The organism is Mesorhizobium sp. CNPSo 4670, from assembly GCF_057784235.1.
Window position 1 is genome coordinate 234,963 of record NZ_JBWJFQ010000001.1, and the last position, 25,868, is coordinate 260,830.

At 64.9% G+C, this 25,868-nt stretch carries 27 protein-coding genes; 8 read left to right on the top strand and 19 right to left on the bottom strand.

From position 1 onward, the window contains the following. Nucleotide 1: 1 nt before the first annotated feature. Genes AC0ZT5_RS00985 through AC0ZT5_RS01005 form a run of 5 tightly spaced genes read right to left on the bottom strand, consistent with a single transcriptional unit; the run spans nt 2 to nt 4,752 of the window. Entirely contained in the window at nt 2-1,306 is a 1,305-nt protein-coding gene (locus AC0ZT5_RS00985) for an NAD(P)/FAD-dependent oxidoreductase (protein ID WP_488494895.1), read from the bottom strand. Then, entirely contained in the window at nt 1,303-2,286 is a 984-nt protein-coding gene (locus AC0ZT5_RS00990) for a branched-chain amino acid ABC transporter permease (RefSeq protein ID WP_488495268.1), read from the bottom strand. Before AC0ZT5_RS00990 ends, AC0ZT5_RS00985 begins: the two co-directional genes overlap by 4 nt. Further along, on the bottom strand, nt 2,283-3,191 hold the full coding sequence (locus tag AC0ZT5_RS00995) for a branched-chain amino acid ABC transporter permease (RefSeq protein WP_488494896.1): 909 nt from the start codon (nt 3,189-3,191) through the stop codon (nt 2,283-2,285). The genes AC0ZT5_RS00990 and AC0ZT5_RS00995 overlap by 4 nt, the downstream gene beginning before the upstream one ends. Beyond that, on the bottom strand, nt 3,188-3,955 hold the full coding sequence (locus AC0ZT5_RS01000; protein ID WP_488494897.1) for a branched-chain amino acid ABC transporter ATP-binding protein: 768 nt from the start codon (nt 3,953-3,955) through the stop codon (nt 3,188-3,190). The genes AC0ZT5_RS00995 and AC0ZT5_RS01000 overlap by 4 nt, the downstream gene beginning before the upstream one ends. Beyond that, nucleotides 3,952-4,752, bottom strand: coding sequence for an ABC transporter ATP-binding protein (locus AC0ZT5_RS01005; protein ID WP_488494898.1), 801 nt, complete (start codon nt 4,750-4,752; stop codon nt 3,952-3,954). The genes AC0ZT5_RS01000 and AC0ZT5_RS01005 overlap by 4 nt, the downstream gene beginning before the upstream one ends. Before the next feature lie 127 nt (nt 4,753-4,879). On the opposite strand from AC0ZT5_RS01005, the gene AC0ZT5_RS01010 reads away from it, so the two are divergent. The 7 genes from AC0ZT5_RS01010 (at nt 4,880) to AC0ZT5_RS01040 (ending at nt 10,801) form a co-directional block, all read left to right on the top strand. Continuing rightward, nucleotides 4,880-5,614 carry a GntR family transcriptional regulator gene (locus AC0ZT5_RS01010; RefSeq protein ID WP_095081116.1) on the top strand — a complete coding sequence of 245 codons (735 nt, stop codon included), beginning with the start codon at nt 4,880-4,882 and terminating at the stop codon, nt 5,612-5,614. Then, complete coding sequence (locus AC0ZT5_RS01015; protein WP_488494899.1) at nt 5,611-6,093, top strand: DUF3830 family protein; 483 nt, start codon at nt 5,611-5,613, stop codon at nt 6,091-6,093. Before AC0ZT5_RS01010 ends, AC0ZT5_RS01015 begins: the two co-directional genes overlap by 4 nt. Further along, nucleotides 6,094-6,447, top strand: a complete 354-nt coding sequence (locus AC0ZT5_RS01020) for a TIGR04076 family protein (protein ID WP_488494900.1) — start codon at nt 6,094-6,096, stop codon at nt 6,445-6,447. Beyond that, nucleotides 6,444-7,499 carry an aldo/keto reductase gene (locus AC0ZT5_RS01025; RefSeq protein ID WP_488494901.1) on the top strand — a complete coding sequence of 352 codons (1,056 nt, stop codon included), beginning with the start codon at nt 6,444-6,446 and terminating at the stop codon, nt 7,497-7,499. Before AC0ZT5_RS01020 ends, AC0ZT5_RS01025 begins: the two co-directional genes overlap by 4 nt. Next, entirely contained in the window at nt 7,496-7,924 is a 429-nt protein-coding gene (locus AC0ZT5_RS01030) for a hypothetical protein (protein ID WP_488494902.1), read from the top strand. The genes AC0ZT5_RS01025 and AC0ZT5_RS01030 overlap by 4 nt, the downstream gene beginning before the upstream one ends. Before the next feature lie 51 nt (nt 7,925-7,975). After that, entirely contained in the window at nt 7,976-9,235 is a 1,260-nt protein-coding gene (locus tag AC0ZT5_RS01035) for an ABC transporter substrate-binding protein (protein ID WP_488494903.1), read from the top strand. 162 nt (nt 9,236-9,397) lie between these two features. After that, on the top strand, nt 9,398-10,801 hold the full coding sequence (locus tag AC0ZT5_RS01040; protein WP_488494904.1) for an FAD-binding oxidoreductase: 1,404 nt from the start codon (nt 9,398-9,400) through the stop codon (nt 10,799-10,801). A 60-nt stretch (nt 10,802-10,861) separates the two neighbouring features. On the opposite strand, the gene AC0ZT5_RS01045 is transcribed toward AC0ZT5_RS01040, so the two are convergent. The 8 genes from AC0ZT5_RS01045 to AC0ZT5_RS01080 all read right to left on the bottom strand — a co-directional run bounded on the left by AC0ZT5_RS01045 (nt 10,862) and on the right by AC0ZT5_RS01080 (nt 19,125). Beyond that, nucleotides 10,862-11,662, bottom strand: coding sequence for an ABC transporter permease (locus AC0ZT5_RS01045; RefSeq protein ID WP_488494905.1), 801 nt, complete (start codon nt 11,660-11,662; stop codon nt 10,862-10,864). Next, nucleotides 11,659-12,531, bottom strand: coding sequence for an ABC transporter permease (locus AC0ZT5_RS01050; RefSeq protein ID WP_488494906.1), 873 nt, complete (start codon nt 12,529-12,531; stop codon nt 11,659-11,661). Before AC0ZT5_RS01050 ends, AC0ZT5_RS01045 begins: the two co-directional genes overlap by 4 nt. Beyond that, the gene (locus AC0ZT5_RS01055; protein ID WP_488494907.1) at nt 12,528-13,631 is read right to left on the bottom strand and encodes an ABC transporter ATP-binding protein; all 1,104 of its coding nucleotides are present in this window, start codon (nt 13,629-13,631) and stop codon (nt 12,528-12,530) included. Before AC0ZT5_RS01055 ends, AC0ZT5_RS01050 begins: the two co-directional genes overlap by 4 nt. A 76-nt stretch (nt 13,632-13,707) precedes the next feature. Further along, nucleotides 13,708-14,733 (bottom strand): ABC transporter substrate-binding protein, encoded by a 1,026-nt coding sequence (locus tag AC0ZT5_RS01060; protein ID WP_457150976.1) that lies wholly within the window; start codon nt 14,731-14,733, stop codon nt 13,708-13,710. 52 nt (nt 14,734-14,785) lie between these two features. Further along, nucleotides 14,786-15,784, bottom strand: a complete 999-nt coding sequence (araD1, locus tag AC0ZT5_RS01065; protein ID WP_488494908.1) for an AraD1 family protein — start codon at nt 15,782-15,784, stop codon at nt 14,786-14,788. Nucleotides 15,785-15,816: 32 nt separating this feature from the next. Further along, the gene (locus tag AC0ZT5_RS01070; RefSeq protein ID WP_488494909.1) at nt 15,817-16,596 is read right to left on the bottom strand and encodes an SDR family NAD(P)-dependent oxidoreductase; all 780 of its coding nucleotides are present in this window, start codon (nt 16,594-16,596) and stop codon (nt 15,817-15,819) included. 13 nt (nt 16,597-16,609) lie between these two features. Then, entirely contained in the window at nt 16,610-18,337 is a 1,728-nt protein-coding gene (locus AC0ZT5_RS01075) for an IlvD/Edd family dehydratase (protein ID WP_488494910.1), read from the bottom strand. Next, complete coding sequence (locus AC0ZT5_RS01080) at nt 18,334-19,125, bottom strand: FadR/GntR family transcriptional regulator (RefSeq protein ID WP_477284008.1); 792 nt, start codon at nt 19,123-19,125, stop codon at nt 18,334-18,336. The genes AC0ZT5_RS01075 and AC0ZT5_RS01080 overlap by 4 nt, the downstream gene beginning before the upstream one ends. A gap of 61 nt (nt 19,126-19,186) precedes the next feature. Here AC0ZT5_RS01080 and AC0ZT5_RS01085 point away from each other — a divergent pair, with 61 nt between their 5' ends. Continuing rightward, a complete protein-coding gene (locus tag AC0ZT5_RS01085; protein ID WP_488494911.1) occupies nt 19,187-20,110 on the top strand; it encodes an aldose 1-epimerase in 924 nt (307 codons plus the stop codon). Between the two features lie 29 nt (nt 20,111-20,139). Here the strand turns inward: AC0ZT5_RS01085 and AC0ZT5_RS01090 are convergent, their stop codons facing one another. The 6 genes from AC0ZT5_RS01090 to AC0ZT5_RS01115 all read right to left on the bottom strand — a co-directional run bounded on the left by AC0ZT5_RS01090 (nt 20,140) and on the right by AC0ZT5_RS01115 (nt 25,860). Continuing rightward, nucleotides 20,140-21,585, bottom strand: coding sequence for an aldehyde dehydrogenase (locus AC0ZT5_RS01090; RefSeq protein ID WP_488494912.1), 1,446 nt, complete (start codon nt 21,583-21,585; stop codon nt 20,140-20,142). A gap of 76 nt (nt 21,586-21,661) precedes the next feature. Then, nucleotides 21,662-22,447 (bottom strand): coniferyl-alcohol dehydrogenase, encoded by a 786-nt coding sequence (locus tag AC0ZT5_RS01095; protein ID WP_488495269.1) that lies wholly within the window; start codon nt 22,445-22,447, stop codon nt 21,662-21,664. 2 nt (nt 22,448-22,449) lie between these two features. Further along, nucleotides 22,450-23,508 (bottom strand): branched-chain amino acid ABC transporter permease, encoded by a 1,059-nt coding sequence (locus tag AC0ZT5_RS01100; RefSeq protein WP_488494913.1) that lies wholly within the window; start codon nt 23,506-23,508, stop codon nt 22,450-22,452. Continuing rightward, nucleotides 23,505-24,395 carry a branched-chain amino acid ABC transporter permease gene (locus AC0ZT5_RS01105; protein WP_488494914.1) on the bottom strand — a complete coding sequence of 297 codons (891 nt, stop codon included), beginning with the start codon at nt 24,393-24,395 and terminating at the stop codon, nt 23,505-23,507. The genes AC0ZT5_RS01100 and AC0ZT5_RS01105 overlap by 4 nt, the downstream gene beginning before the upstream one ends. After that, nucleotides 24,392-25,120 carry an ABC transporter ATP-binding protein gene (locus AC0ZT5_RS01110; RefSeq protein WP_488494915.1) on the bottom strand — a complete coding sequence of 243 codons (729 nt, stop codon included), beginning with the start codon at nt 25,118-25,120 and terminating at the stop codon, nt 24,392-24,394. The genes AC0ZT5_RS01105 and AC0ZT5_RS01110 overlap by 4 nt, the downstream gene beginning before the upstream one ends. Continuing rightward, nucleotides 25,117-25,860: an ABC transporter ATP-binding protein gene (locus AC0ZT5_RS01115; protein WP_488495270.1), complete on the bottom strand. Its 744-nt coding sequence runs from the start codon at nt 25,858-25,860 to the stop codon at nt 25,117-25,119. Before AC0ZT5_RS01115 ends, AC0ZT5_RS01110 begins: the two co-directional genes overlap by 4 nt. Nucleotides 25,861-25,868: the final 8 nt, after the last annotated feature.

Below are 25,868 nucleotides of genomic sequence, written 5' to 3' on the forward strand. Positions count from 1 at the left end.
CCTATCTCGTTTCGTCCAACCGGTCGCGCAGCATGCTCCAGCCGAGCAGCATGTTGGGTGCGTGCCGCAACAAGCCGTGGAACGGGATCGGCGCCGGCAGCGCACACGGCAGCGGCAGATCACGGGCATCGGTTCCAGTCGCCCAGTCGGCCAGCACCTTGCCCATCGCCGTCGTCATGGCAATGCCCCGCCCGTTGCAGGCGCGACCGGCAATGAGCCCCGGCCCGAGGTCCAGGAGGTGCGGCAGGAAGTCCGGCTCGACCGCGGCCATTCCCGACCAGCTATAGGCAAGCGGCGGCAGGTCAGGCAATTCAAGATGCCTGGCGAGCCGTCGCCAGATCGTCTGCGGCACGCGCGCATCGGCTCCGGCGCCAAGGACATGCATGCCGCCGCTGATCAGCCGGTTCTCGGCGTCGAAGCGGAAGGTGAAGAGATTGCGCCTGGTGTCGCCGACGCCTTGCCCGCCGGGCAGGAGACGGGTGCGGATTTCGCGGGGCAGCGGCGCGGTGGCGATCTGGAAAACCTTGAGCGGAACATAGGTTCGTTGCAGCAACGGATTGAGCGCTCCACCATAGGCGTTGGTGGCGATCAGCACCTTGCCGGCGCGTACCGAGCCCGCTGGCGTTTTCAGCACCCAGCAATCCGTCTTGCGATCGAGCGCGGTCACGCGCGTATGCTCGAAGATGCGCGCGCCGGCCTTCTCGGCCGCATCGGCCAGCCCACGCGCATAGTCCACCGGATTGAGCACGCCGCCCGAACGATCCATCCAGCCGCCGACATAGCCGCGCGCGCCGGTCAGCGCTTCGACGCTCTGCCGGTCCAAGGCAACGGCAGGCCGGCCGCGCTGCGCCCATTGCCCGGCGCGGGATTTGACCTTCTCGAACGCGGCGGGCGAATGCGCAGGCTGGATCCATCCGCTCTGCAAGGCGTCGCAGTCGATGCCGTGCCGGCGGATCAGGCCAAAGACCAGATCGGCGCTGCCGGCGGCAAAATCGATCAGCCGTTCACCACGCTCGGGGCCGAGATGGCCGATGATGTTGTCCGGGTCCATCTTGGCGAAGTTCGGCACGACGAAGCCGGCATTCCTGCCGGTCGCGCCCCAGGCGATGATTTCGGCTTCGAGAACGGCGACCGACAGACCTTTCCCGGCGGCGTGCAGCGCGGTTGAGAGGCCGGAAAAGCCACCGCCGACGATGGCGAGATCGACATCGAGCCCGCCTTGCAGCACCGGCCGGTCGCGACGATCGCGGCTGACGGCATGCCAGAGCGAAGCGTCATGCGCTTCCTGCCGGACCACGGCCTTCACGACCCGGAACTGCTCTTGCCCGCGACCATCTTCAACCGCTTGCCGAACCATGGCCGCCGCGTCCGGTCGCCGAACAGGCCGTTCGGTCGGATCAGCAGGATGACGCAGAGCATGACGCCGATGGCGGCGATCTGCAGCGCTGCGGCGCGGGCCTGCTGTTCCGGCGGGAAAAGTACGCTGGTCAACGTGCCCGATCCGGCCCATATCGCCCAGACCAGGATGCTGCCGATGACGGCGCCGAGATTGCTGCCCGAGCCGCCGACGATCAGCATCACCCAGACCTGGAAAGTCAGGATCGGCAGGTAATTGTCCGGCGCGATGAAGCCGGTGAAATGCGCCTGCAGTGCGCCGGCCAGCGCCATGATGGCACCACCGACGGCAAAGGCCTGGACGCGATAGAAGCGCGCGCTCTTGCCCAGCGAGATCGCCGCCCGTTCGTCCTCGCGCAGCGCCTTCAAGACGCGGCCCCACGGGCTGCGTGACAGGTGCTCCAGGGCGAGATAAGCGACCAGCGTCACCGCCAAGACCACGGCAAGGTTGGACAGGTTGAACAGCAGCGGCGTCTCGGCAAGGCTGCCGAACGGGCGCGGGATGAAGCCGATGCCGAACGGGCCGCCGGTCAATCTCTGCGCATTGAGCGCGACCAGCTGGACGACGACGGCGACGCCGAACGTGGTGATCGCCAGATAATCGGATCTCAGCCGCAACGTAGCCATGCCGGTAAGCGCTGCGGCGATGCCGCCGACGATCATCGCGCCGAGCCAACCGACAAGGATCGGCAGGCCGAAGCCGCCCAGCCGCGCGGCATCGTCAGGTGTGGTCAACAGCGCCGACGTGTAGGCACCGATGGCGACGAAGCCGGCGAGGCCGACATTGAACAGGCCGGTCAGCCCCCATTGCAGGTTGAGCCCCAGCGTGACCAGCGAAAAGATCAGCGCGGTGGTCAGGAAGAAGGCGCCGTAGCCGAGCAGATCCATCAGCGTTCCCTCACACCGAACAGGCCGATTGGTCGCACAAACAGCACCGCCATCAGGATGATGAAGGAGACGGCGGCACGCCATTCGGCGCCGATCAGCTGCACCGCACCGGCTTCGGCGAGCCCGATGATCAGGCCGCCGAGCACCGCACCCGGGATGCTGCCGATGCCGCCGAGAATGGCGGCGGCGAACATCGGCAGCAGCATGTCGAAACCCATGAACGGGCGGATTTGCACCAGAATGCCGATCATCACGCCGGCGACACAGGCCAGCGCACCGCCGATGATCCAGGTCACGCGCACCACGCTGGCGACGTCGATGCCGACGATGCGGGCCAGTGCCGCATTCTGGCTGAGCGCCTGCATTGAGCGGCCGGTCTGCGTGCGCGTCATCAACAGATGCACGCCGAGCACCAGCACGGCGGTCAGCAGTAGCAGCGCGATCTGGTCGGGAGTGATGCGGATGCCGAAGCCGATCGGCATGGCGATCTGGATCGCCCGGCTGAAATAGGTCGGCCGCGAGGTGAAGGTGAATTCGAGCAGGCTTCTGAGCGCCATCGAGGCGCCGAAGCTCGCCATCACCACGATGATCGCCTGGCCCTGCGAGCGCAGCCGCGCAAACAGAACCTTGTCGAGCAGCAGCGCCAGCAAAGCGGTGAAGGCCATGCCGACGATCAGTGCGACGATCAGCGGCCAGCCGAAGGACAGCGGCCCGATCGGTGCTACCTTGCCGAATGTCGCGCCGATGGCGCTGACGACGGCCAGCGTCGCATAGGTGCCCCAGGCCATGAAGTCGCCATGGGCGAAGTTCGAAAAGCGCAGGATCGAATAGGTGAGCGTCACGCCGATGGCGCCGAGGCCGATCATCGAGCCGGTCAAAAGCCCGTCGACGATGAATTGCAGGCTCATGCCGCGCCTCCCCTATCGGCGTGCGGCGCTTTTTCTGCCTTGAGGGGGCGCCGGCCAAGATAGAGTTCGGCCACGACCGGGTCGTTCCACAGTTCGGAAGCAATGCCTTCGTGCCGGTCTTTGCCTTCGACCAGCACATAGGCGCGGTCGCCAATGGCGAGTGCTGCCTTGGCGTTCTGTTCGACCAAAAGGATGGTGACACCGGATTTGCGGATACCGGCCAGCATCTCGAACACCATCGACACGAATTTCGGCGACAGGCCGGCCGACGGCTCGTCCAGCACCAGCACCTTGGGGTGGACGATCAGCGCCCGCGCGACGGCGAGCATCTGCCGTTGCCCACCCGAGAGATTGCCGGCGGCGGTCCGTCGCTGGCGGACGAGGTCGGGGAAGGCTGCATACATTTCGTCGATGCGGGCAGGGATTTCGCCCCGCTCGAGAATGCCGCAGGCGACCTTCAGATTGTCCTCGACCGACATCAGCGGGAAGATGTTTTCGGTCTGCGGCACGAAGGCCAGGCCGAGCCGCACCATGGTGTGCGCCGGTGCAGCGGTGATGTCCTTGCCGTCCAGAAACACAGTACCACCGGTGATCGGGACGAGGCCGGCGATCGCCTTGATGAAGCTCGACTTGCCGGCGCCATTGGGGCCGAGCACGACGACGATCTCGCCTTTCCGGACCGTGATCGAGGTGCCGCGCACGATCGGCACGCCGGGCTCATAGCCGGCCTCGAGATTGCGGACATCTAGGACCGTCTCGCTCATGCCGCGCCTCCGAGATAAGCCTCGATGACGCGCGGGTCGCTGGCGACCTCTTCCGCCGTGCCTTCGCTCAGCAACTGGCCGCTCGCCATGACAAGGACGCGATGGCAGAGCCGCGTCACCATGTCGATGTTGTGCTCGATCAGCAGGAAGGTGATGCCGCGCGCGTTGATATCGCGGATACGGTCGATGATGACTTCGAGCAGCGTTGCGTTGACGCCGGCCGCCGGTTCGTCGAGCAGGATGATCGCCGGATCGGCCATCATGACGCGGGCGAGTTCGAGCAGCTTGCGCTGGCCGCCGGAAAGCACGCGCGCCGGTTCATGCGCGAGATGGGTGAGGGTGACCAGCTCCAGCAGTTCGAGCGCCTTGGTCCTGGCGGCTTTCTCCTGCGCCGCCACCCGCCATGGCGTCACGAAATTGGCAAGCAGCTTTTCGCCGGCCTGGCCTTGCGCCGCCAGCATGATGTTTTCGATCAGCGTCAGGTTGGGCAGCGGGCGCGGGATCTGGAAGGTGCGGCCAAGGCCGCGACCGATGCGCAGATGCGCGGCCTCGCCCGAAACGCGCGTGCCATTGAGCAGGATATCGCCGCTGGTCGGCAGGATGCTGCCGGCCAGCAGATCGAACATCGTTGTCTTGCCGGCGCCGTTCGGCCCGATCAGGCCGAGGATTTCTCCTGCCCTGACGTCGAACGAGACATCGTTGACGGCGACGAGGCCGCCGAACCGCCTGACGACCTTCCTCGCCATCAGAACGGGTGCACGGGTCTCTTGCCCCTGCTGTTCCGCTGCCTCGCTCATCAAACCCTCTGGCCGAAGACGATCGTTGCCGTCTCCTGATTTTTGATTTGTGATCACACTTGCTTTGATCACGCTATTCGGCTTTAATTTCGTCTGCAAGCCGAAAACCGGCCAAGAACGGAATTCCATGCAAAAGGCCGCCATCGAAAAGAACAACGAGGCCATCGCGGCCCAGCTGGCGCCTGTCGGCCGCGAAACCGTGCAGGATCGCGTCTATTCGGAATTGCGCCGTGCCCTGATCGGCGGCCTGTTCGAGCCAAGCCAGGTGCTGACCATCCGCGGTCTGGCCGACGCGCTGGTCACCTCGACCATGCCGGTGCGCGAGGCGCTTGGCCGGCTGATAACCGAAAAGGCCCTGGAGGCGCTGCCCAACCGTTCGGTGCGGGTGCCGCCGATCACGTTGGAGCGCCTTGACGATCTCTTGCGTGCCCGCATCCTGATCGAGGGCGAGGCCATCGCACTGGCCGCCGCCCGCATGGGGCCGCGCCAGATCGCCACCATCGAGACCATTCTCGGCGAATGGGACGAGATGCGGGCTCTGAAACACAAGAAAGATGTCGATCGCGAAGTGACGCTCAACCAGAGCTTTCATTTCGAGATCTACCGCTCGTGCGGCTCGGCCGTGCTGATCCCGATGATCGAAAGCCTGTGGCTGCAATCGGGCCCCTGCATTCGTGTCGCCATCTACGCCTTCTCGGAAGCCGGCGAGGTCGACACCGCCCAGTATCACCGCCGCATCGTCACGGCACTGGCCACCCAGGATGCACAGGCCGCGCGCGAGTCGCTGGCCGCCGACATCAGCCGACCCTTCACCTTCCTGCGCAGCAAGCTGCAATCCGCCGCCGCGAAAGACCAGACATGACCGCCATCAGGATCACCGAGCCACGCTCGCAGCTTTCCGTGACGGCGCTGTTGCTGCCGCAGAAAGCGCCGGAAAACGTTGCCTTTCTCGAGGCATATCTCGGCACGCCACGCGTCGTCCCGGGCATCCATGCGATGTGGACGGGGCCCGAAATCTCATGCCCGGTTCCCGCTGCCGATCTCGAGGGCCAGCCCCATGCCAGGCCTCTGCCGGCCGAGAACGCGACGCTGACGCCGCAGCCGGGTGACATCGTGCTGTCCTATGTGCCGCCGCGCATGTGGGGCGGCAATCCCAATCAGATCTTCGACATCGGGCTCTACTACGGGCAGGGCGCGCGCCTGCTGTTCCCGATCGGCTGGCTCGCCGGCAGCGTGGTGGCGCAAGTGCGCGCCGAAGAGCGCGATCGGTTCGCCGCCGCCTGTGGCGTCATCCGCCGCAACGGCGCCTGCGACGTCACCTTCAGCCTGGTGGAGGGCTAAATGACGGACGACAGTTTCGAGCTCTTCGATCTTCGCGTCGAGGCGGTCATCCCGGAGGGCAAACCGATCTATTGCGGCGCCAAGGCCGGCGACTATTTCGAGCTCAAGGGCGAGATGCTGTCGATGCCGGCTGGCCAGGGCTTTTCGATCTATTCGATATCGGCCGTGTTGCCGTTGCTGGCAGCCAAGCAGCGCCCGACCCACCCGAACGACTGGATGACCTCGGACGCTGAGATCGCCTGTCCCGATCCCAATTGCGCCAGTCGGCTGAGGATCGTCAGGGTGGCCAAGCGGCGGTTCAGCCATGCCGAGACCACGGCCGTGCCGCTGCGGAAGCGGGGAGACGACAAATGAGTACCCAAACTTTCGAACTCGGCTCCGGCTACACCATCTCGCGCGTCATCCGCGGCGGCTGGCAACTGGCCGGCGGCCACGGCGCCATCGACCGCCAGCAGGCGGTGACCGATCTGATCGCCACCTTCGATGCCGGCATCTGGACCTATGATTGCGCCGACATCTACACCGGCGTCGAGGAGCTGATCGGCGCGGCGCGTCTGCGACTGGCCAGCGAGCGCGGCCTCGACGCCGCCGCCAGGATGAAGGTGCACACCAAGCTGGTGCCCGACCTCGAACGGCTGGCCGGCATCAGCCGCGACTACATCAGGAGTATCGTCGACCAGTCGCTGCGGCGGCTGAAGACCGAGCGGCTCGATCTCGTACAGTTCCACTGGTGGGACTATGCGCAGCCGCGCTATGTCGAGGCGATGGGTTGGCTCAACGAGCTTCGGGTTGAGGGCAAGGTGCGCAATCTCGGCACCACCAATTTCGACACGCCGCGGCTGGCAGAAATCCTCGCCGCCGGCATCCCGCTGGTCAGTCAGCAGCTGCAATATTCCGTGCTCGACCAGAGGCCGGGCAACAGCCTTGCGGCACTCGCCGCGAAAAACGGCGTTAGCTTCCTTTGCTACGGATCCGTCGCCGGCGGCTTCCTTAGCGACAAATGGCTAGGCGTGGCCGAGCCGGCCACGCCGCTCGAAAACCGCTCGCTGGTCAAATACAAGCTGATCATCGACGACTTTGGCGGCTGGGACCTGTTCCAACAGTTGCTTCAGGCGCTGAAGGCAGTCTGTGACCGCCACGGCGTCGACATCGCCACCATCGCCAGCGCCTGGGTGCTGGAGCAGCCGCACGTGGCGGCCGTCATCGTCGGTGCTCGCAACCAGGCACATGCGCTTGCCAACGCCGGCATCATGGACGTCACGCTCGATGCCGAGGACCGGGCGCGGATTGCCGCCGTCATCGCGCAGGGCACTGGCCTGGAGGGCGACGTCTACACGCTGGAGCGCGACCGCCACGGCCGCCACGGTTCGATCATGCACTACAACCTCAATGCGGGGAAACAATGAGCGGCGAGCCCTCCCTGTTTTCACGCGCCAGCGCCGAGATCGTCGACCTGCATCGCTTTTTCGTCGACTGGTTCGTTGCGGCGCGCGCCAATAAAGCCGACTTCAGCCGCTTCGAGCGCGTCATGGGCGACGGCTTCGCCATGGTCGCACCGGACGGCCAGATTCTCGATCGCGACGCAGTCGTCGGCCATGTCCGCACCAGCCGCGCCACTTGTGATGACGGCTTCGCCATCTCGATCGAGGGCATCCGGCCCGGCTGGCAGGATGCCGAGACGATCGTCGTTTTCTACGTCGAGGCGCAACTGCGCGGTGGCAAGCACAGCCGCCGCCAGTCGAGCGCCGTCTTCACCACCAGTTCATCGGCGCCCAACGGCGTCCTATGGCGACATCTGCATGAAACCTGGCTGCAGGTGCCGGAACGCTGAACAGGCTCAAGAATATGTAATCCAGTTCGTGTAGCTCAAAGGGGAACAACAATGAGAAAGACGATACTCCAACTCACCACCGCGCTCGCTCTCGTGACGATGGCTAGCGCAGCGCAGGCCGCTGATTGCAAGATCACCGTCGGCCTCGTCATGGAACTGACTGGCCCGGCCGGCGAATATGGTCAGGCCGGCGCCAAATCGGTCGAGATGGCCTTCCGCGACATCAATGCCGCCGGCGGCGTGCGCGGGTGCGACCTGGCGACCGACACACGCGACAGCCAGAGCCAGGGCAACATCGCTGTCGACGCCGCGACCCAGCTGGTTCAGGTCAAGAAGGTGCCGGTCATCATCGGCGGCATCATCTCGTCGGTGTCGATCCCGATCCTGACTTCGGTCACGGCACCGGCCAAGATCGTCCAGGTGTCGCCGGCTTCGTCCTCGCCGACGCTGACGGCGCTTGGCCGCGACGGCAAGACCAACGGCATCTTCTTCCGCACCATTACCTCGGATGCGTTGCAGGGCGTCGCCGCCGCCAAATATGCCGTCGACAAGGGCTTCAAGAAACTGTCGATCATCCATGTCAACAACGACTTCGGCGTCAACATGGTGGCCGAATTCTCGCGTGCCTACAAAGCACTCGGCGGCACCATCGTGTCCGACACGCCCTACAACGAAAAGCAGTCGAGCTATGCCTCGGAAGTCACCGCGGCGATGGCCGGCGAGCCGGACGGGCTCTATCTCGTCAGCACGCCGGTCGACGGCGCGACGGTTGCCCGCACCTGGATATCGCAGGGTGGCGTGCAGAAATTCCTTCTCAATGACGGCATGAATAGCCCTGACTTCATCGAGTCCGTCGGCGCCGATTATCTGAAAGACGCCTATGGTACGTCGTCCGGCACCAGCCCGACGGCCTCCACCGACTATTTCACGAAGAACTACAAGGAATTTTCCGGCATCGAGCCGTCCAATCCGGCGGCCGACCGTTCCTATGATGCGGGCGCCATCGTCGGCCTCGCCATCGCCATTGCCGGCTCCGAGGATCCGGCCAAGATCAAGGACGCGATGTACAAGGCGGTCGACCCGGCCGGCACGCCGATCTTTGCCGGCAAGGACGAATTCGCCAAGGCGCTCGGCCTGATCAAGGACGGCAAGCCGATCCGCTACGAAGGCGTCATCGGTCCCGTCGCCTTCGACAAATATGGCGACATCACCGGCCCCTTCCGGCTCTGGAAGATCGTCGACGGCAAGGTGACCACCGACGGCGAAATGACCACCGACGACGTCAACGCGCTGCAGGCCAAACTTCAGTAGGACAACTTCTCGCCCGGCGTCGATCCGAACTCATCGCGATCGACGCCGGACAGTCAGTTTGTCTCGCACATGGATGGCCGTGAGAACCATATCGTTTGCACGGACAAGGGTTTGACCGGCAGGCGATCGCGAATAGGATTGGCCAATCAACAGGATTGGCCAATGTCGCCTGAAACTGAAAAACTTCTATCTGCTCTCGGCGACCGGCTGGGTGCGGGCGGTGTGCTCGCCGGCTCCGACGTGGACCAGCGCTATCGCGACGATCCCGATGGCAAGCTCGGCGCTCTACCCGAAGCAGTGCTGCGCCCGCGCGACACCCAGGGTGTCGCTGCCGCGCTGGCCGCATGCAACGATCTCGGCCAGCCAGTTGTCGTGCAGGGCGGACGCACCGGGCTGACCGGCGCCGCGCGCGTGCAGCCGGGCGAAATCGTGCTGTCGCTGGAACGCATGACAGGTCTCGATGCACCGGATCGTCAGGCTGCCAGCATCGTCGCCGAGGCCGGCGCAACGCTGCAGGCGGTGCAGGAGGCAGCCGACGGTGCCGGTCTGATGTTCGGGGTCGATATCGGCGCACGCGGTTCGGCCACTATCGGCGGCAATGTCGCCACCAATGCCGGTGGCATCCGCGTGCTGCGCTACGGCATGTACCGGGCGCAGGTTCTGGGGCTGGAGGCGGTGCTTGCCGATGGCAGCGTGCTGACCTCGCTGAAGGGCCTGCCCAAGGACAATTCCGGCTACGACCTCGGCCAGCTCTTCATCGGCACGGAAGGGACGCTTGGCGTCGTCACACGCGCGGCGCTCAGGCTGTATCCGAAGCCGGTGTCCGAGGTGAACGCCTTCTGCGCGCTGTCTTCGCTCGATGCGGCGATCGCCTTGCTCGGACTGCTGCGGCAAAAGCTCGGCCCACTTTTGTCCGCCTATGAGGTCAACTTCGCGCCGCTCTATGACGCGATGGTCGCCAGCATGGACATGCCGGCGCCGCTGCCGGCGGGTTCGCCTGTCTATGTGCTGGCCGAGATCCAGGGCAGCGAACCCGACCGTGACGGCGAGCGCTTCGCCGAGGTTTTGATGCAAGCGGTCGAGGACGGCGTGGTCGACGATGTGGTCGTCTCGCAGTCGCCACGCGAAGTCCGGGCGCTATGGGCGGTGCGCGAGGACGCCAATCGCGTCCTGTTTTCGATCAAGGGTCTGGTCGGCGTCGACATCAGCATCCCGCTGGCACGGATGGGTATTTTCCTGCGGGAAGCGCACGCCGCCATCCACGCCGTCGATCCCGGCGCCGACATCTATGTTTTCGGCCATCTCGGTGACGGCAATCTGCACTATCAGGTCCGCACGGTGGATCCGACGGCGGCATATGACATCGTCTATCGCGGCGTCGCGGCAGCCGGAGGCGGCGTCTCGGCCGAGCATGGCATCGGCCTCGACAAGAAGAAGTGGCTGCATCTGGTCCGCAGCGATGCCGAGATCGCTGCAATGCGGCGGCTGAAGGCAGCCCTCGACCCCAGAAACATCCTCAACCCGGGACGGGTCTTCGACTTGATCCCGCCTGCCTTCGCAGGATGACAGCCGCCAGCCGGTAATCAACGCGACACAGCGATATGCGTCCCCGTGGCTGCCGCGCACTCAGGTCCGTTCCGTCGCGACTTGCCTGGGGATGAGAAAACGGGCGGCGAGCACGCAGAGCAGGACGGTGAACATCAGGATCAGCGCCACCAGCGCATTGATGTCGGGTGAAAACCCAAGCCGCATCATCGCCCACAGCCTCACCGGCAGCGTGCTTTGGGTGCCGGTGACCAGGATGGTGATCATGGTCTCGTCGAACGACAGCGCGAAAGCCAGGATGGCGCCGCCGACCATGGCACTCGACAGGTTCGGCAGGACGATGCGCCAGAATGTTTGCCAGCCGGTGGCGCCGAGATCGTAGGATGCCTCGACCAGCGCGCGGCTCATCGACTGCAGCCGCATCAGCACCGTGCGATAGACGATCGCCAGCACGAAAACCGTATGCCCGATGACCACCGTCAGCAGCGAGCGTTCAAGGCCGATCTCGCGGAAGAAGATCAGCAACGCCAGACCGCTGATGATCGGCGGCATCAGGAACGGCAGGAAGATGATGAACTGCAGCAGCGTGCGCCCGGAACGGCGGCTGTGATAGTAGAGCGCCAGCAGCGTTCCGCTGACCACCGACAGGATGACGGTGCAGACACCGACGATCAGCGTGGTGCGCAAGGCGGCCAGAATGTCGTGGTTTTCGGCCAGAGCGACGTAGGTCGCAAGCGTCGGCGACGACCAGTCGACATTGCCATGCGCAATGGTGAAGAACGACGACACGATCGGCACGGCCAGCGGGCTGTAGAGCAGCACCGCGACCAATGTCGTGATCGCAGCCAGAAAGACGGTGGATAGCCGGGGCAGGGCGGTCATATCGCTGTCCCCCGGTTGCGGCCGAAGCGCTCGCCGACAAGAATTGCCGCGATCACCACGACAGCCAGCGCCACTGACAGCGCCGCACCGAACGGCCAATTGTAGGCCGTGCCGAACTGGCTGTAGAGGATGCGGCCAAAGGTGAAGCCGCTGATCCCGCCGACCATTTGCGGTGTCAGGAAATCGCCGATTGCCAATACGAACACGAAGCTCGCCGCAGAGGCGACGCCGGGCAGGCTGAGCGGCAAGGTGATGCGCAGGAACGTCTGCAGGCCGCTTGCGCCCAGATCGTCGGAGGCGCGTAGCAGCACCTGCGGGATCCGCTCCAGCGACAGGAAGATCGGCAGGATGGCGAACGGGATCAGCAGCAGCGTCAGCGTCAGCAGGATGGCGTTCATGTTGAACACGAAAAGCGTCGATGGCTCCTGCAAGATGCCGAGGCCGACCAGTGCTTTGTTGAGAAAGCCGTTAAGGCCGAGGATGCTGCGGATCGCATAGATCTTGATGACGTAGCTCATCAGCAGCGGCACCAGCAGCAGCATCAGCAAGGCATAGCGCCAGCGCCCCTTCAGGGTCGTCAGGAAATAGGCGGCGGGATAGGCGAGCAGAATGCAGATTGCCGACACCGAGAGACACAGCACGATGGTGTTCCAGAACACTGGAAGAAAGATCGGATCGGTGAAGAAGCGGACATAGTTACCCAGTGACAGCGTATGAACGATCGTGCCCTGGTCGACGCTGAAGAAACTATAGCCGAGGAAGATCGCCAGCGGCACGAGGACGAAGACCACCGGCAAGGCGAAAGCCAGCACCGTCACCAGCAGCGACCATCGCCGTTCCGCGAGCGGTATCGTGCCGGTTCCGCTCATGCCAGCACCAGGTGGCCTTCATGCGGCGCGAACGCGAGGGAGATCGTCGCGCCGGATTGCAGCGTGCTGCCGTCGACCCGGCTCGGCATGCGCAGCCGCAAGCGTTGCGCAGCATGGTCGGCGCCGGCCGTGATGGTGGCTACGGTCGACGAGCCGGCGAAGGCCATGTCGGCGATCGTGCCGGAAAGGCGGTTGTCGGTGTCCTTTGCGTCGGCAAGGTGCAAGGCCTCGGGACGGAAGGCAGCGAAGGCACTGGCGCCATCCGCCGCGGACTTCAAATGCGGCTGGTCACGGATCGAACAGACCAGGCGTCCGAGCGTCGTCTCGATCGACCGCAGTTCGCCCTGGACGGATCCAAGCTTTCCGGCCACCAGATTGTTTTCGCCGAAGAAGCGCGCCACGAACTCGCAATTCGGCTTGTAGTAAAGCTCGTGCGGCGTGCCGAGCTGGCGGATATGGCCGGCCTGCATGACGCAGATCCGATCGGCCATGCCGATCGCTTCCTCCTGGTCGTGGGTGACGAACAGGAAGGTGGTTTTGATTTCTCGCTGGATGGATTTCAGGAACTCCTGCATTTGCCGGCGCAGCTCGAGGTCGAGCGCCGCCAGCGGCTCGTCGAGCAGGATGAGGCGCGGCTGGCAGATCAGCGCGCGGGCCAGGGCGACGCGCTGGCGCTGGCCACCGGAGAGCTGGGCTGGAAAGCGGTCGGTGAAACGCCCGAGCTGGACAAGCTCCAGCGCTTCCGCGACGCGGCGCGCAATCTCCTTGCGCGGCACGTGCCGAACCGAAAGCCCGTAGCCGACATTGCCGGAAACGGTCAGATGCGGGAACAGCGCATAGTCCTGGAACACGGTGTTGAATGGCCGCCGGTTGATCGGCATGCGGCTGATGTCCTGGCCGTCGAGCCGGATCTCGCCCGACGTCAGTGGCTCCAGCCCGCCGATCAGCCGCAGCACCGTGGTCTTGCCCGAGCCCGACGGCCCAAGAACGGTCAGGAACTCACCGTCCTTGATCGACAGGTCGATGTCGTGCAGCACCGGAACGGTGCCGTAGGATTTCGAGACGGACCGCAGCGTCAGCAGGTCGGTGTTCTGGTTCATAAGATATTCTCGCATACGCTTCGGCGGTCCGGAACGTCCGGACCGCCGGGTCCTTCGAAGTCTTCGTGCGGAAAGATCAGGGCGTGGCCTTGATTTCGTTCCACATGTCCGACCGCTTCAGCGGGTCCTCGACATTGTTGAGCCAGACCAGCTTGTCATTGCCGCCGGCGCTGCCGGTCTCCGTCACCGTGTTGCCGAAACCGGTGCGCTCGGAAAGCTCGCCGCTGACCTTCTTGCTCAGCATGAAGTCGATCCATTTCTCGGCCGCCGCGTTGTCGCGGACACCCTTGGAGATGACCCAATTGTCGAGCCAGGCAAGCGCACCCTCGCTCGGATTGACGTAGGCGACATGGGCACCGATCTTCTGCAGCGCCTTGACCTGCTGCTGGCCGTAATTGGCCCAGATCAGTGCCACGTCATTGTTCTGATAGATCTGCTGCGCCTCGTCGGCGGTGGTGTAGAAGCTCAGCACGTTGCGCTTGAGTTCGACCAACTTGGCCTTGACCGCCGCCATCTGTTCTTCGTTCAGATTGAACGGATCCTTGTAGCCGAGCGTCAGTGCGGTGAACGAGAAATTGTGCTCGCCATTGTCATAGGCCAGGACCTTGCCCTTGTAGGCCGGATCCCACAGCACCGACATCGATGTCGGTGCCGGCTTGACCTTGTCCGTGTCGTAGATCAGGCCGATCGAGTCGAAGCAGAACGGAATGCCGTAGACCTTGCCGTCCTTGGTGACGCCACTCACCGCCGTCAGATCGCGGAAGCGCGGCAGCACCTCTTTCTGGTTGGCCAGTTTCGTCACGTCGATCGGCGACACCAGATCGGCCTTGATGTAGCGCTGCAACTGGGCGGTGTTGACGGCGAAGACGTCGAAGTCCTGCCCTTCGCTGCCCTTGATCTTGGCCCAGATCTCGTCGTCACTGCCGATGAACACGACATCGACGCCGACGCCGGTTGCCGCGGTGAAATCCTTGACCCAGTCCGGGTCGGCGTAGCCGTCCCAGGCCAGAACTCGAAGGTTCGCGGCCAAGGCTGCCGAAGTCATCAGGCCGATGCCGAGCCCGATTGCCGCCATTCTTAGAAACAGTTTTTTCAGTCCCATTTTTAATCTCCCATTGTCGTTCTGGTGGACCGCAGTTTCCGGACCTTTGCCGTCACAGCTGGGTGACGGCGACCAGTCCCTCGTCCGGCACCGACTCCATCCGGTTGCGCAGTGGCTTTCCGAATGTCTGTGCCTGGATTTCATACTCGTCGCCGGAAGCCGTCTTGATGCCGGAGGCGTAGCTCATCACCGCCGCGCCGAAGAAGTAGGCATGCAGGTCGCCTGCTCTGCGGTGCATCGGGTAGCGGAAATGGAAATGTTCGAGATTGGCGATCGAATGCGACATGTGCGCCTCGCCCGACAGGAACTCCTGCTCCCAGATGACGGCGCCGTCGCGCAGGATGCGGGAATGGCCGCGTACTTCATCGGGCAGGTCGCCGATCAAAAGCTCCGGGCCAATCGAGCAGGAGCGGAGTTTTGAATGGGCGAGATAAAGGTAGTTCTCGGCTTCCGTGACATGGTCGGAGTATTCGTTGCCGAGCGCATAGCCGATGCGATAGGGGCGGCCATCCGGCCCATTGAGATAGAGCCCGACGATTTCGGCCTCTTCCGCGCCGGCGCGCGCGAAGGCCGGTATCGGCAGCGCCGCGCCGGGCGGCACGACACAGGTGCCGACCCCCTTGAAGAACCATTCGGGCTGGATTCCGATCTGCCCGGCGGCGGGTTTGCCGCCCTCCAGACCCATGCGGAAGATCTTCAGTGAATCGGATTCCTCGGCGTCCTCGCCATGCGTAAGCACATGCATCTTGTCGCGTGCCGCGGCGCTGCCGGTATGGGTCAGGCCCGTGCCGGTGACCAGGAAGCGCGCCGGTTCTGGATGATCGACCGGGGCCAGTACGCGGCCATCGCGCAACAGCTCGTCATAGTCGACCGTCGCAGTGCCCGTCCGCTTCTCGACAAGTGCGGCGATTGAAACGCCCTCGGCAATTGCCGCTTCGGCAAGTTCCAGCACGGTGCTGGTCTCTTCGAGCGGGTGCAGGTGATTGCCGTCGTCGGAGACACGGCCAACCCCCCTGTTGCCATCGGGCATTCTGAACTGAACAAGACGCATGAGGTACCCTTCTTCCCTTGAGGCCGTGCGGGTCACACCCAGCCCGCATCGACGATGAATTGCTGGCTTGTGCACATGCGGCTGTCATCGGCGGCGAGGAACAGCGCCATGCGCGCTATATCGGAGGGCTGCAGCCGGTCGGGCAGGCACTGCCTCTCCTCGATCTGCCGCTCTCCGGCCGGGTTCAGCCACAGGCGCATCTGGCGCTCTGTCATCACCCAGCCGGGCACCATGCAGTTGACGCGGATGCGCTCGGGACCAAGCTCGCGGGCCAGCGCCCGCGTCATGCCGTAAACCGCCGCCTTGGCCGTCACATAAGCGGGGCAATCGGGATCGCCGACCATCCAGGTGATCGAACCGAAATTGATGATCGAGCCGCCGCCCAGCGAGCCCATCTGCGGGCGCACCGCTTGCGCCGCAAAGAACTGGTGGCGCAGATTGACCGCCATGCGGTCGTCCCAATAGGCGACCGTCACGTCATTGGTTTGATGGCGGTCGTCATTGCCGGCATTGTTGCACAGGACCTGGATCGGGCCGTTATGCTGCATCGCCTGCACCGTTGCCGCTTGCAGTTTCTCGACGTCACGCAGGTCGCAGGCGATGAACAGCGGTGCGCGATGTCCATCCGCCGCGATCGCGTCGACCATGCGCCGGGACGGTTCCTCGGCTAGATCGACAAAGGCAACACGGCTGCCTTGCGCGCAGAAATGGCGCACCAGGCTTTCGCCGATGCCGCTGCCACCGCCGGTTATGAAGACGCTGCGATCCTTGAGGCTGGGGTAGGTGGCGTAGCCGCCGATTTCATCCGTCATCGCGCGCGCCTCACTAGTGGGAATGCCGGGGGATGCCGGCATCGCGCCGGCCGACGAGAAAGTCGAAATCGCAGCCCTTGTCGGCCTGCAGAACGCGCTCGACATAGAGGCTCTGGTAGCCGCCTTCTGGCGGCGCCGGCGGCCGCCAGCCATGCCGGCGGGTGGCCAGTTCCTCGTCCGACACCAAAAGCTCCAGGCGCCGGCCGGCCACATCCAGCTCGATGAGATCGCCATCGCGCACCAGCGCCAGCGCCCCACCGGCCGCGGCCTCCGGTGCCACATGCAGCACCACGGTGCCGTAGGCGGTGCCGCTCATACGCGCGTCCGAGATGCGCACCATGTCGGAAACGCCTTGCTTCAGCAGCTTGGCCGGCAGCGGCATGTTGCCGACCTCGGCCATCCCGGGGTAGCCGCGCGGTCCGCAGTTCTTCAGCACCATCACCGAAGAGGCATCGATATCCAGCTCCGGATCGTCGATGCGGGCGTAGTAGTGCTCTATGTTTTCGAAGACCACGGCTTTGCCGCGATGCTGCATCAGCTCGGGCGTTGCCGCCGATGGTTTGATGACCGCCCCGTTGGGCGCCAGATTGCCGCGTAGGATCGAGATGCCGCCCTCTGTGGTCAGCGGGTCGCTCAGCGGGCGGATGACCTCGCTGTTGTAGTTGGGCGCGCCGTCGATCAACTCGCCAATGGTCTTGTTGCTGACGGTCATGGCGTCGCGATGAAGAAGCCCCACTTCATCAAGCGACGCCATGACCGCAGCCAGCCCCCCGGCATAGTAGAAATCTTCCATCAGGAAGCGCCCCGATGGCATCAGATCGACAATGGTCGGAACGTCGCGGCCAAGGCGGTCCCAGTCATCGAGGCTGAGATCGACACCGATCCGGTTGGCGATAGCGATAAGGTGCAGCACTGCATTGGTCGAGCCGCCGATCGCGCCATTGACGCGAATGGCGTTCTCGAACGCTTGCCTGGTGAGGATCTGCGCAATCGTCACATCCTTGCGGACCAGCTCGACGATCTGGCGTCCGGCCATCTGGGCGAGCACGCCACGGCGCGAATCCACCGCCGGGATCGCGGCATTGTCCGGCATGCCGATGCCGAGCGCCTCCACCATGCTGGCCATGGTCGAAGCCGTGCCCATTGTCATGCAGCTGCCCGCCGACCGGCTCTGGCCCTGTTCGGCGGCAAGGAAATCGGCGACCGGCATGCGGCCGGCCTTCACCTCTTCGGCGAATTTCCAGACATGCGTGCCCGAGCCGATATCTTGTCCGCGGAACTTGCCGTTGAGCATCGGCCCGCCGGAGACGGCGATGGTCGGCAGGTTGCATGACGCAGCACCCATCAGCAGCGCAGGCGTGGTCTTGTCGCAGCCGACCAACAGGATGACGCCGTCGATAGGATTGCCGCGGATGGATTCCTCGACATCCATGCTGACCAGATTGCGAAACAGCATGGCGGTGGGGCGCATGTTGCTCTCGCCCAATGACATTACCGGGAATTCCAGCGGCAGGCCGCCGGCTTCATAGACGCCGCGTTTGACGTGGTCGGCCAGGGCGCGCAGATGCGCATTGCATGGCGTCAGTTCCGACCAGGTGTTGCAGATGCCGATCACCGGGCGGCCGTCGAAAGCGTCGGCGGGAATGCCCTGGTTCTTCATCCAGCTGCGGTGCATGAAGGCGTTCTTGCCTTCGCCGCCGAACCAGGCCTCGGACCGCAGCTTGCGTTTGGTCTCGGTCACGATGCCAGCTCCCGATTGGTGCGGCGCCTGTTGCGGTTCTCGACACTGCGGCGCACGTCTTCCTCGGCATCGTCGATGAGCACCAGCAGCGCCTTTTGCGCGCCGGCGGCATCGCGCGCGGCGATCTTCTCAGCCACTTCCCGGTGCAGCGGCAAAGAGTGGCGCTGTCCTTCCGGATTGTCGTTGGAGAGGCGGAAACTCATCACCAGCGCGGTTTCGACCAGTGCCGCGAGCGAACCGATCAGCTCGTTGCCGGTCATGCGCAGAATGGTCTGGTGGAACAGCAGGTCAGGCTTGGCGAAGCGGTCGCCGTCATCGACAACGGCTTCCATTTCGGCGAGCGCGGCGTTGATCTCGGCGATCTGCGCCGGTGTGGCGCGCTGCGCGGCAAGTGCGGCCGACATCGGCTCGATGGCCCGGCGCAGTTCGAACAGCGCCCGCACATCGTCGGCGCTGACGCCGCTGGCGTAACGCCACGACAGGACGTCCGGGTCGAGGAAATTCCAGTCGGAGCGGGGACGCACCCTTGTGCCGGTCTTCGGCCGCGATTCGACAAGACCCTTGCCGGCCAGCACCTTGATGGCCTCGCGCAGCACGGTGCGGCTGACCCCCAGCATTTCGCTGGAATCGTCCGCATTGGGCAGAGCCTCGCCGGGTAGGAAATCGCCCTGCACGATGCGCAAACCGATCTGCTCGACAACCGTCGCATGCAGTGCCGTGGAGCCGCTGGAAACCGCGACGGCGACGCGCGAAGTCCGCGCCGTGCTGAAAGATTTCTTATTCTTCATACTATTCATATGATATGTCTTATAACCATGGCGATGGGAGTCAAGGGATGGGGACGCGCCGATGACAAAGAATTCCGCAGCCGTTGCCGAGCAGGATCAAGCGCTGATCTCGATCAGTGATGGCATTGCGACGGCCGAGATTGCTCCGGCCGCCGGCGGCGCGGTAGCGTCGTATCGCTGGCAGCAAGACGGCTCTGTCGTGGACTGGCTACGCCCGGCCGATCCGGCGGTGATCAGCCGCCGCGATGCCGGCGCCATGGCCTGCTTCCCGCTGGTTCCCTATTCCAACCGCATAAGGGGTGGTCGCTTCGCCTTCGCTGGTCGTACCGTCACACTGCCGACAAGCCCCGATGACCCGCATCATGAGCACGGCCACGGCTGGCGTCGGCCTTGGACAGTCGAGCGGCACGAACCCAGCGCTGTCGTCTTGCGCTATCGCCACGCCGCCGATTCCTGGCCATGGAGCTACGAGTCCGAGCAAGTCATCTCGCTGGCCGATGGCAGGCTGGGCATCACCATCTCGCTGCGCAATCTCTCGGACACGCCGATGCCGGCCGGCTTCGGCCTGCATCCCTATTTTCCGTCGACGTCGTGGACGCATGTCCAGGCGCCGGTGTCCGGTATGTGGGAGACCGATACGGACATCTTGCCAACCCTCCACGTCCTGCCGCCGGCCGGTGCCAACCCGACCACGGGCTTCGATGTGTCCGAGACGGACTTCGATACCGTCTTCACAGGATGGACGCGCCGGGTCCGGATTTGCTGGCCGGAGCATGGACGGCAACTGGACATCGACGCCGAGGCGCCGCTCGATTTCCTCGTTCTCTACACGCCGCCTGGCGAGCCGTTCTTTTGCGCCGAGCCGGTCACCAACATCACCGATGCCTTCAACCACGACGCGGGCATCGACACCGGCCGCATCGCGCTGGCGCCCGGCCAGATGCGATCCGCCAGTGTTCGCTTTACGCCCTCACAGGCGGTCTGACCGATGTCGAACCGTCCGAATGAAGGCAGTCAGAACGGATAGTGCTGGCCCGGATCCTCGATCGTCACCCAGCGCAAATCGGTGAACTCGGCGATCGATGCCTTGCCGCCGAAACGGCCATAGCCCGAGCCCTTGACGCCGCCGAACGGCATTTGTGCCTCGTCGCCGACGGTCGGGCCATTGATATGGCAGATGCCGGCTTCGATGCGCGCGGCGACCGCCATGGCACGCTTGATGTCGCGGCTGAACACGGCTGACGACAGGCCGTATTCGGTGTCGTTGGCGACACGCACGGCCTCGTCCTCGCCCTTGACCCGGATCACCGGCTTGACCGGCCCGAAGGATTCTTCGGCATAGACGCGCATGGCCGGCGTGACGTGGTCGAGCAAGGTCGCTTCCACCACGGTGCCACTGCGCTTGCCGCCAGCCACGAGCCTGGCGCCCTTGGCGACGGCATCGGTGATCAGTTCCTCCATCTTGTCGGCCGCCTGGCTGGTGATCAGCGAGCCCAGCACGACATGGCCGCGTGGATCGCCCGCCGGCAGTTGCGATGCGCGCGCCGCGAGCTTGGAAACGAATTCATCGGCGACCCTTTCATCGACGATCAGACGCTCGGTCGACATGCAGATCTGGCCCTGATGCATGAAGGCGCCGAAGGTGGCGGCGTTCACGGCCGCGTCGATGTCGGCATCGTCCAGCACCAGCAACGGCGCCTTGCCGCCGAGTTCGAGCAGCGCCGGCTTCAGGTGCCGTCCGGCGAGTTCGGCGATGATCCTGCCCACCTTGGTAGAGCCGGTGAAGTTGACGCGCTTGACCGAGGGATGCGCGACCAGCGCCTCGACAATGCCGGCGGCGTCCTTCGGGTCGTTGGTGACGACATTGATGACGCCCTTCGGCAGGCCGGCCTCGACCAGCACCTGGCCGATCAGCCGGTGCGTGCCGGGGCACATTTCGGAAGCTTTCAGCACCACCGTGTTGCCGCAGGCGATCGGCATGGCGATGGCGCGGGTGCCGAGAATGACCGGAGCATTCCAGGGCGCGATGCCGAGGCACACACCGGCCGCTTGGCGGATCGCCATGGCCAGCGTGCCCGGCTTGTCGGATGGGATGATCTCGCCCGAAATCTGCGTCGTCATTGCCGCTGCCTCGCGCAGCATGTTGGCCGCCAGCATGACGTTGAAGCCGGCCCACGGGCCGGTCGCGCCGGTCTCTTCCATCATCAGCTTGGTGAACTCGCCGACCTTCGAGGCCATGACGTCGGCCGCCTTGCCCAGCAAGGCGCGGCGCTCACCGGGCCCGCTCTTCGACCAGGCCGGAAAGGCGGCCGCTGCGGCCTCTACCGCGGCGTTGGCGTCGGCAATGCTGGCCGCGGCGGCGCGAGTCGCCAGCCTGCCGGTGAACGGGTCCATGCGCTCGTAGGACGCCGCACCCGAGGCAGCCCGTTCGTCGCCGTCGATCAGAAGTCCGATGTCCATGACTGCCTCCATCCCTCTATTCTTGTTTGACCATGGTCGTTTCCGAAAACCGGTTCCCACTTTTCAGGATCATGGTCTAGAATCCGAACATTTCGGCGTTGATCGATGCCTCGAGGCCACCGTCGACCGGCACGTTGGCGCCGTTGATCCAGCGCGCGCCGTCCGAGCACAGGAACAGCACCACTGGCGCGATGTCGCCCGCTGTGCCGGCGCGTCCGACCCTGGCAATGTCGCTGTCGACGCGGGCGTCGCCGAGCACCGTGCGGAATTGTTTGAGGATCGGTGTCTCGACAGGGCCGGGGCTCACCGCATTGACGCGGATGCCGCGGCGTTTGAACAGATCCTGATGTGCGGCGCGGAACGTCCACAAGAGCAGCAGTTCCTTGGAGACAGGATAGCCTTCCTCGTTCCTGACCGCGTGGTCGCAGACCACCTCGGCGACATCGGGAAAACCTTCGATCCCGACAATCGAGGCGGCGCGATTGAGATTGGCGCGCCAGCCATAACCGGCGATCGAGGCGACGTTGACGATGGCGCCGCCTTCGCGAAGTTTTGGCACAAGACCTTCCGAAAGCGCCCGCAGCCCGAAGAAGTTGACGGCCAGCGTCGCCGCCGCACCGGTGTTGCCGGAAAGGCCGGCGACATTGCAGAGGGCGTCGATACGCTGCGGCAGACGCGCGATGAGATCGTCGACACCGGCCTTGCTAGAGATGTCGGCCTTGACGAAACTGCCAACCGCTGCAGCCGGCTCACGCACATCGACGCCGATCACATCGGCGCCGAGCTGGCCGGCGAGTTCCGCGGTGCGCGCGCCGATGCCGGAAGCGACACCGGTGACAAGGACGGTCTTGCCGAAGAGCATGGTCATGCCTTTTCCTGATGCATCGTGGTTTGTTGTGGTGAAGCCGTCACGTCGCCATCAGCTGCCGCGAGCCTGACGCGATAACCGACCGGCAGCAGGCGAAGACCGAAGCGCTCCTCTATCGTCCCCCACAGGCCGCGCGGCAGGAAGAGCGAGAACAGCACGGCCGTGGCGCCGAGGCCGACCAGGTACCAGACGCCGGTGCCGCCGAACCACGTCTCGATGAGGAAGAACACCAGCGCGCCCAGAATGGCGCCCTCGAAAGTGCCGATGCCGCCGACCAGCACCATGAAGATCATGTAGGCGGTCCATTGCACGTTGAAATAGGTCTTTGGCTGGAAGGTGATGGAGGTCGCCAGCCACAGCGCGCCGGCAATGCCGATGCCGAAGGCGGCGAGCACGAACAGCAGCCGCTTGGTGCCGGTGACGCGCACGCCGACCGAGGCGGCGGCGTCCTCATTGTCCCGGATCGCACGGATCGCGGCACCGGTGCTGCCGCGCAGCAGGCCAAACAGGATAGCAAGCAGCGCGGTCATCGAGGCCAGCGCCAGCCAGTAGATCGTCGCTCGCCTTGTTCCGGCATCATAGACATTGAGCGAGATCAGCGAGGTGCCGGTTTCGCCCTGCACCAGCCGGTCGAGATTGACCAAGAGATGCGTCAGTGCCGCGATCACCCACATGCCGATGGCGAACTCGCCGTTTCTCAGCCGCAGCATGAACAGCGAGAGCGGGATAGACACCACGCCGACGACAAGTCCCGAGGCGAACAGCGCCAGGAACGGGTTGAGGCCCGCATCGGCCAGCCGGATGGCAAAATAGGCGCCGAGCCCGAAGAACACTTGTTGGCCGACCGAGACCAGGCCGCCGAAGCCGGCCAGCGCATTCCACATCGCCGCCAGGATCACGTAGATGAACAGCGCGGTCATGCGGTCGACAGCGCCGGCGGAGAGGAACTGCGGTGCGATCGCCAGCAACGCGATGATGACGGCGACGGCCATCGCGGCGATCCGCGACGTCGCCGTGCCGCGCTCGATGACAGGCATGGTGGCGGGAGCGCTCATGACGCCTTCCCGAGGCGTAGCAGGCCGCGCAGGCCGAGACCGGACGCGGACAGCCGCACGAAAAGGACGACGAGAAAGACAGCGTGGCCGCCGATCAGAAACCCCTGCGGATGCACTTGCGCGCCGAGCGTCTGGGCAAGCGCCAGCACGATGCCGCCGATCAGCGTTCCCCACAGCGAACCGGCGCCACCGATCACCGCCGCCTCGAAGGCGAACAGCAATTGCGGCGCGCCGGCATAGGGATCGAAGGTGGCGCGCATGCCGAGGAACGCGCCGGCAAGGCCAACCGTGACCATGGCGATGGCGGCAGCGATGGCGTTGGCGCGGCGCGCATCGACGCCGACGAGACCGGCGGTGTCGGGGTCTTCCGACGTGGCGCGGATCGAGCGGCCAAGCCTCGTGCGGGTGAGGAACAATTGCAGCCCGCCGAGCAGGATAACGGCGCTGGCGAACATCATCACGGCGAGCTTGCCGACATAGACGCTGCCTGGCCACTCCCAGGAATCGTAGGACAGGCTGCCGATATAGGGCGCCAGCGAACGCGTGTCGGCGCCGAACTGCTCGAACAGCAGATTGTCGATGACGATGGCCAGGCCGAACGTCGTCAGGATCGGCAACAGGGCTCCACCGCGCGCGCTGCGTTCGAGCAGGAAGCGCTGCAGCGCCCAGCCGATCGCCGCCATCAGCGGCAGGACGATGAGCAGGCCGACAAAGGGCGAGACGTGGAATCGCGAAGCGAGCAACCACAGCGCATAGGCAGAAAACACGGCAAGGCTGCCATGGGCGAGGTTGATGATGCGCATCACCGAAAACATGAACGACAGGCCGCAGGCGATCAGCGCGTAGTAGCCGCCGAGAAGGATGCCCTGGATGATCTGGTTGCTCATGCGGGAACGCTCCCGGTGCTTTTCCTGTGCAGGCCGAAATAGGCCTTCGTCACCTCGTCGCGCGAAATCGTCTTGCTCGACCCTTCGAGCACGACACGCCCTTCGAGCATGCAGATCACCCTGTCGGATACAGCGAGCGCCCGGTTGAGGTCCTGTTCGACCAAGATGATCGTCGTGCCCGAAGCGATCAGCCCTTGCAGCGCGGCATAGACACGGTCGACGATCAGCGGCGACAGGCCGAGCGAAACCTCATCGAGCAGCAGCAGTTCCGGGTTGCTCATCAATGCCCGGCCGATCGCCGTCGCCTGCTGCTCGCCGCCCGAGAGGTGGCCCGTCTTGGCATGGCGGCGCGACTTGAGGTTGGGGAACATCTCGAGCACCTTGTCGACGCTCCAGTCGCCCGGCCGGCCGGCGGTCCTGCCGAGCAGGAGGTTCTCCTCGACCGTCATCTGCACGAACAGTTTTCGCCCCTCTGGCACCAACGCGACACCCAAGCCGACGCGCCTGTGCGACGGCACGCTGGTGAGATCGGCGCCGTCCAGCAGCACGCGGCCAGCGGCCGGTTGATGCGCCCCGGCGATCGCCCGGAGCAGCGTCGTCTTGCCGGCGCCGTTGGCACCGACCAGCGCCAGCGTCTCGCCGCGTTCGATCGTGAAGCTCACGCCGCGCACCGCCTGCAGCAGGCCGTGCCGGACAACCAGGTTCTCGACCGACAGCTGGCTCATTTCGGGCCTCCGCCGAGATAGGCGCGCACGACCTCTGGGTCGGCCATCACCGCTTGCGGCTCGCCATCGGCGATGATCTTGCCGGCATCCATGCAGATCAGGCGCTCGGCCACCTGCAGCAGGATATGCACGATGTGCTCGATCCAGACGATGCCGATCTTGCGCCGGCGCAATTCCTTGATCGTGTCGACAAGTTCGCCGGCTTCGCCATCGGTCAGGCCGCCGCCGATCTCGTCGAGCAGCAGCAGTGTCGGTCTTGCGGCGAGCGCCCTTGCCAGTTCCAGCCGCTTGCGGTCGAGCAGCCCGAGCGTCTCGGCGCGCCTGTTGGCAACGCCCAGCATGCCGCACAGTTTCAGCGAGCCGAGCGCCTCCTCATAGGCCTCGTCGCGGCCGAGGCCGGCGCCATGCGAGGCAGCGACGAAGACATTCTCGAAGGTGGTCATGCCGCTGAACGGTTTTGGCACCTGGTGCGTGCGCACCAGGCCGAGCCGGCAGCGCTGCGTCGCCGACAGCGGTGTCACGTCGCCGCCCCTGAAGCTGACCGTGCCTGAGCTTGGCGGAAAAGCCCCTGCCAGCACGCTGAGCAGCGTGGTCTTGCCTGCCCCGTTCGGGCCGACAATGCCGACCGCCTCGTCGGCGGCCATGGTGAAGTCGACGGCATCCAGCACCACAAGTGCGCCGAAGCGTTTGTGGATACCGGCGGCGGCGAGGATCGCCTGTTGTTGCGGATGGGTCACCAGGCGATCCT

Excerpts from the sequence above, each read along its gene's own strand:
- AC0ZT5_RS01090 (WP_488494912.1), bottom strand. The coding sequence starts at position 21,585 with ATGGACATCGGACTTCTGATCGACGGCGACGAACGGGCTGCCTCGGGT.
- AC0ZT5_RS01035 (WP_488494903.1), top strand. The coding sequence starts at position 7,976 with ATGAGAAAGACGATACTCCAACTCACCACCGCGCTCGCTCTCGTGACG.
- AC0ZT5_RS00995 (WP_488494896.1), bottom strand. The coding sequence starts at position 3,191 with ATGAGCCTGCAATTCATCGTCGACGGGCTTTTGACCGGCTCGATGATC.
- AC0ZT5_RS01025 (WP_488494901.1), top strand. The coding sequence starts at position 6,444 with ATGAGTACCCAAACTTTCGAACTCGGCTCCGGCTACACCATCTCGCGC.
- AC0ZT5_RS01015 (WP_488494899.1), top strand. The coding sequence starts at position 5,611 with ATGACCGCCATCAGGATCACCGAGCCACGCTCGCAGCTTTCCGTGACG.
- AC0ZT5_RS01050 (WP_488494906.1), bottom strand. The coding sequence starts at position 12,531 with ATGAGCGGAACCGGCACGATACCGCTCGCGGAACGGCGATGGTCGCTG.
- AC0ZT5_RS01070 (WP_488494909.1), bottom strand. The coding sequence starts at position 16,596 with ATGACGGATGAAATCGGCGGCTACGCCACCTACCCCAGCCTCAAGGAT.
- AC0ZT5_RS01010 (WP_095081116.1), top strand. The coding sequence starts at position 4,880 with ATGCAAAAGGCCGCCATCGAAAAGAACAACGAGGCCATCGCGGCCCAG.
- araD1 (WP_488494908.1), bottom strand. The coding sequence starts at position 15,784 with ATGCGTCTTGTTCAGTTCAGAATGCCCGATGGCAACAGGGGGGTTGGC.
- AC0ZT5_RS01060 (WP_457150976.1), bottom strand. The coding sequence starts at position 14,733 with ATGGGACTGAAAAAACTGTTTCTAAGAATGGCGGCAATCGGGCTCGGC.
- AC0ZT5_RS01085 (WP_488494911.1), top strand. The coding sequence starts at position 19,187 with ATGACAAAGAATTCCGCAGCCGTTGCCGAGCAGGATCAAGCGCTGATC.
- AC0ZT5_RS01030 (WP_488494902.1), top strand. The coding sequence starts at position 7,496 with ATGAGCGGCGAGCCCTCCCTGTTTTCACGCGCCAGCGCCGAGATCGTC.
- AC0ZT5_RS01020 (WP_488494900.1), top strand. The coding sequence starts at position 6,094 with ATGACGGACGACAGTTTCGAGCTCTTCGATCTTCGCGTCGAGGCGGTC.
- AC0ZT5_RS01095 (WP_488495269.1), bottom strand. The coding sequence starts at position 22,447 with ATGCTCTTCGGCAAGACCGTCCTTGTCACCGGTGTCGCTTCCGGCATC.
- AC0ZT5_RS01110 (WP_488494915.1), bottom strand. The coding sequence starts at position 25,120 with ATGAGCCAGCTGTCGGTCGAGAACCTGGTTGTCCGGCACGGCCTGCTG.
- AC0ZT5_RS01105 (WP_488494914.1), bottom strand. The coding sequence starts at position 24,395 with ATGAGCAACCAGATCATCCAGGGCATCCTTCTCGGCGGCTACTACGCG.
- AC0ZT5_RS01000 (WP_488494897.1), bottom strand. The coding sequence starts at position 3,955 with ATGAGCGAGACGGTCCTAGATGTCCGCAATCTCGAGGCCGGCTATGAG.
- AC0ZT5_RS01040 (WP_488494904.1), top strand. The coding sequence starts at position 9,398 with ATGTCGCCTGAAACTGAAAAACTTCTATCTGCTCTCGGCGACCGGCTG.
- AC0ZT5_RS01080 (WP_477284008.1), bottom strand. The coding sequence starts at position 19,125 with ATGAAGAATAAGAAATCTTTCAGCACGGCGCGGACTTCGCGCGTCGCC.
- AC0ZT5_RS01005 (WP_488494898.1), bottom strand. The coding sequence starts at position 4,752 with ATGAGCGAGGCAGCGGAACAGCAGGGGCAAGAGACCCGTGCACCCGTT.
- AC0ZT5_RS01100 (WP_488494913.1), bottom strand. The coding sequence starts at position 23,508 with ATGAGCGCTCCCGCCACCATGCCTGTCATCGAGCGCGGCACGGCGACG.
- AC0ZT5_RS01045 (WP_488494905.1), bottom strand. The coding sequence starts at position 11,662 with ATGACCGCCCTGCCCCGGCTATCCACCGTCTTTCTGGCTGCGATCACG.
- AC0ZT5_RS01055 (WP_488494907.1), bottom strand. The coding sequence starts at position 13,631 with ATGAACCAGAACACCGACCTGCTGACGCTGCGGTCCGTCTCGAAATCC.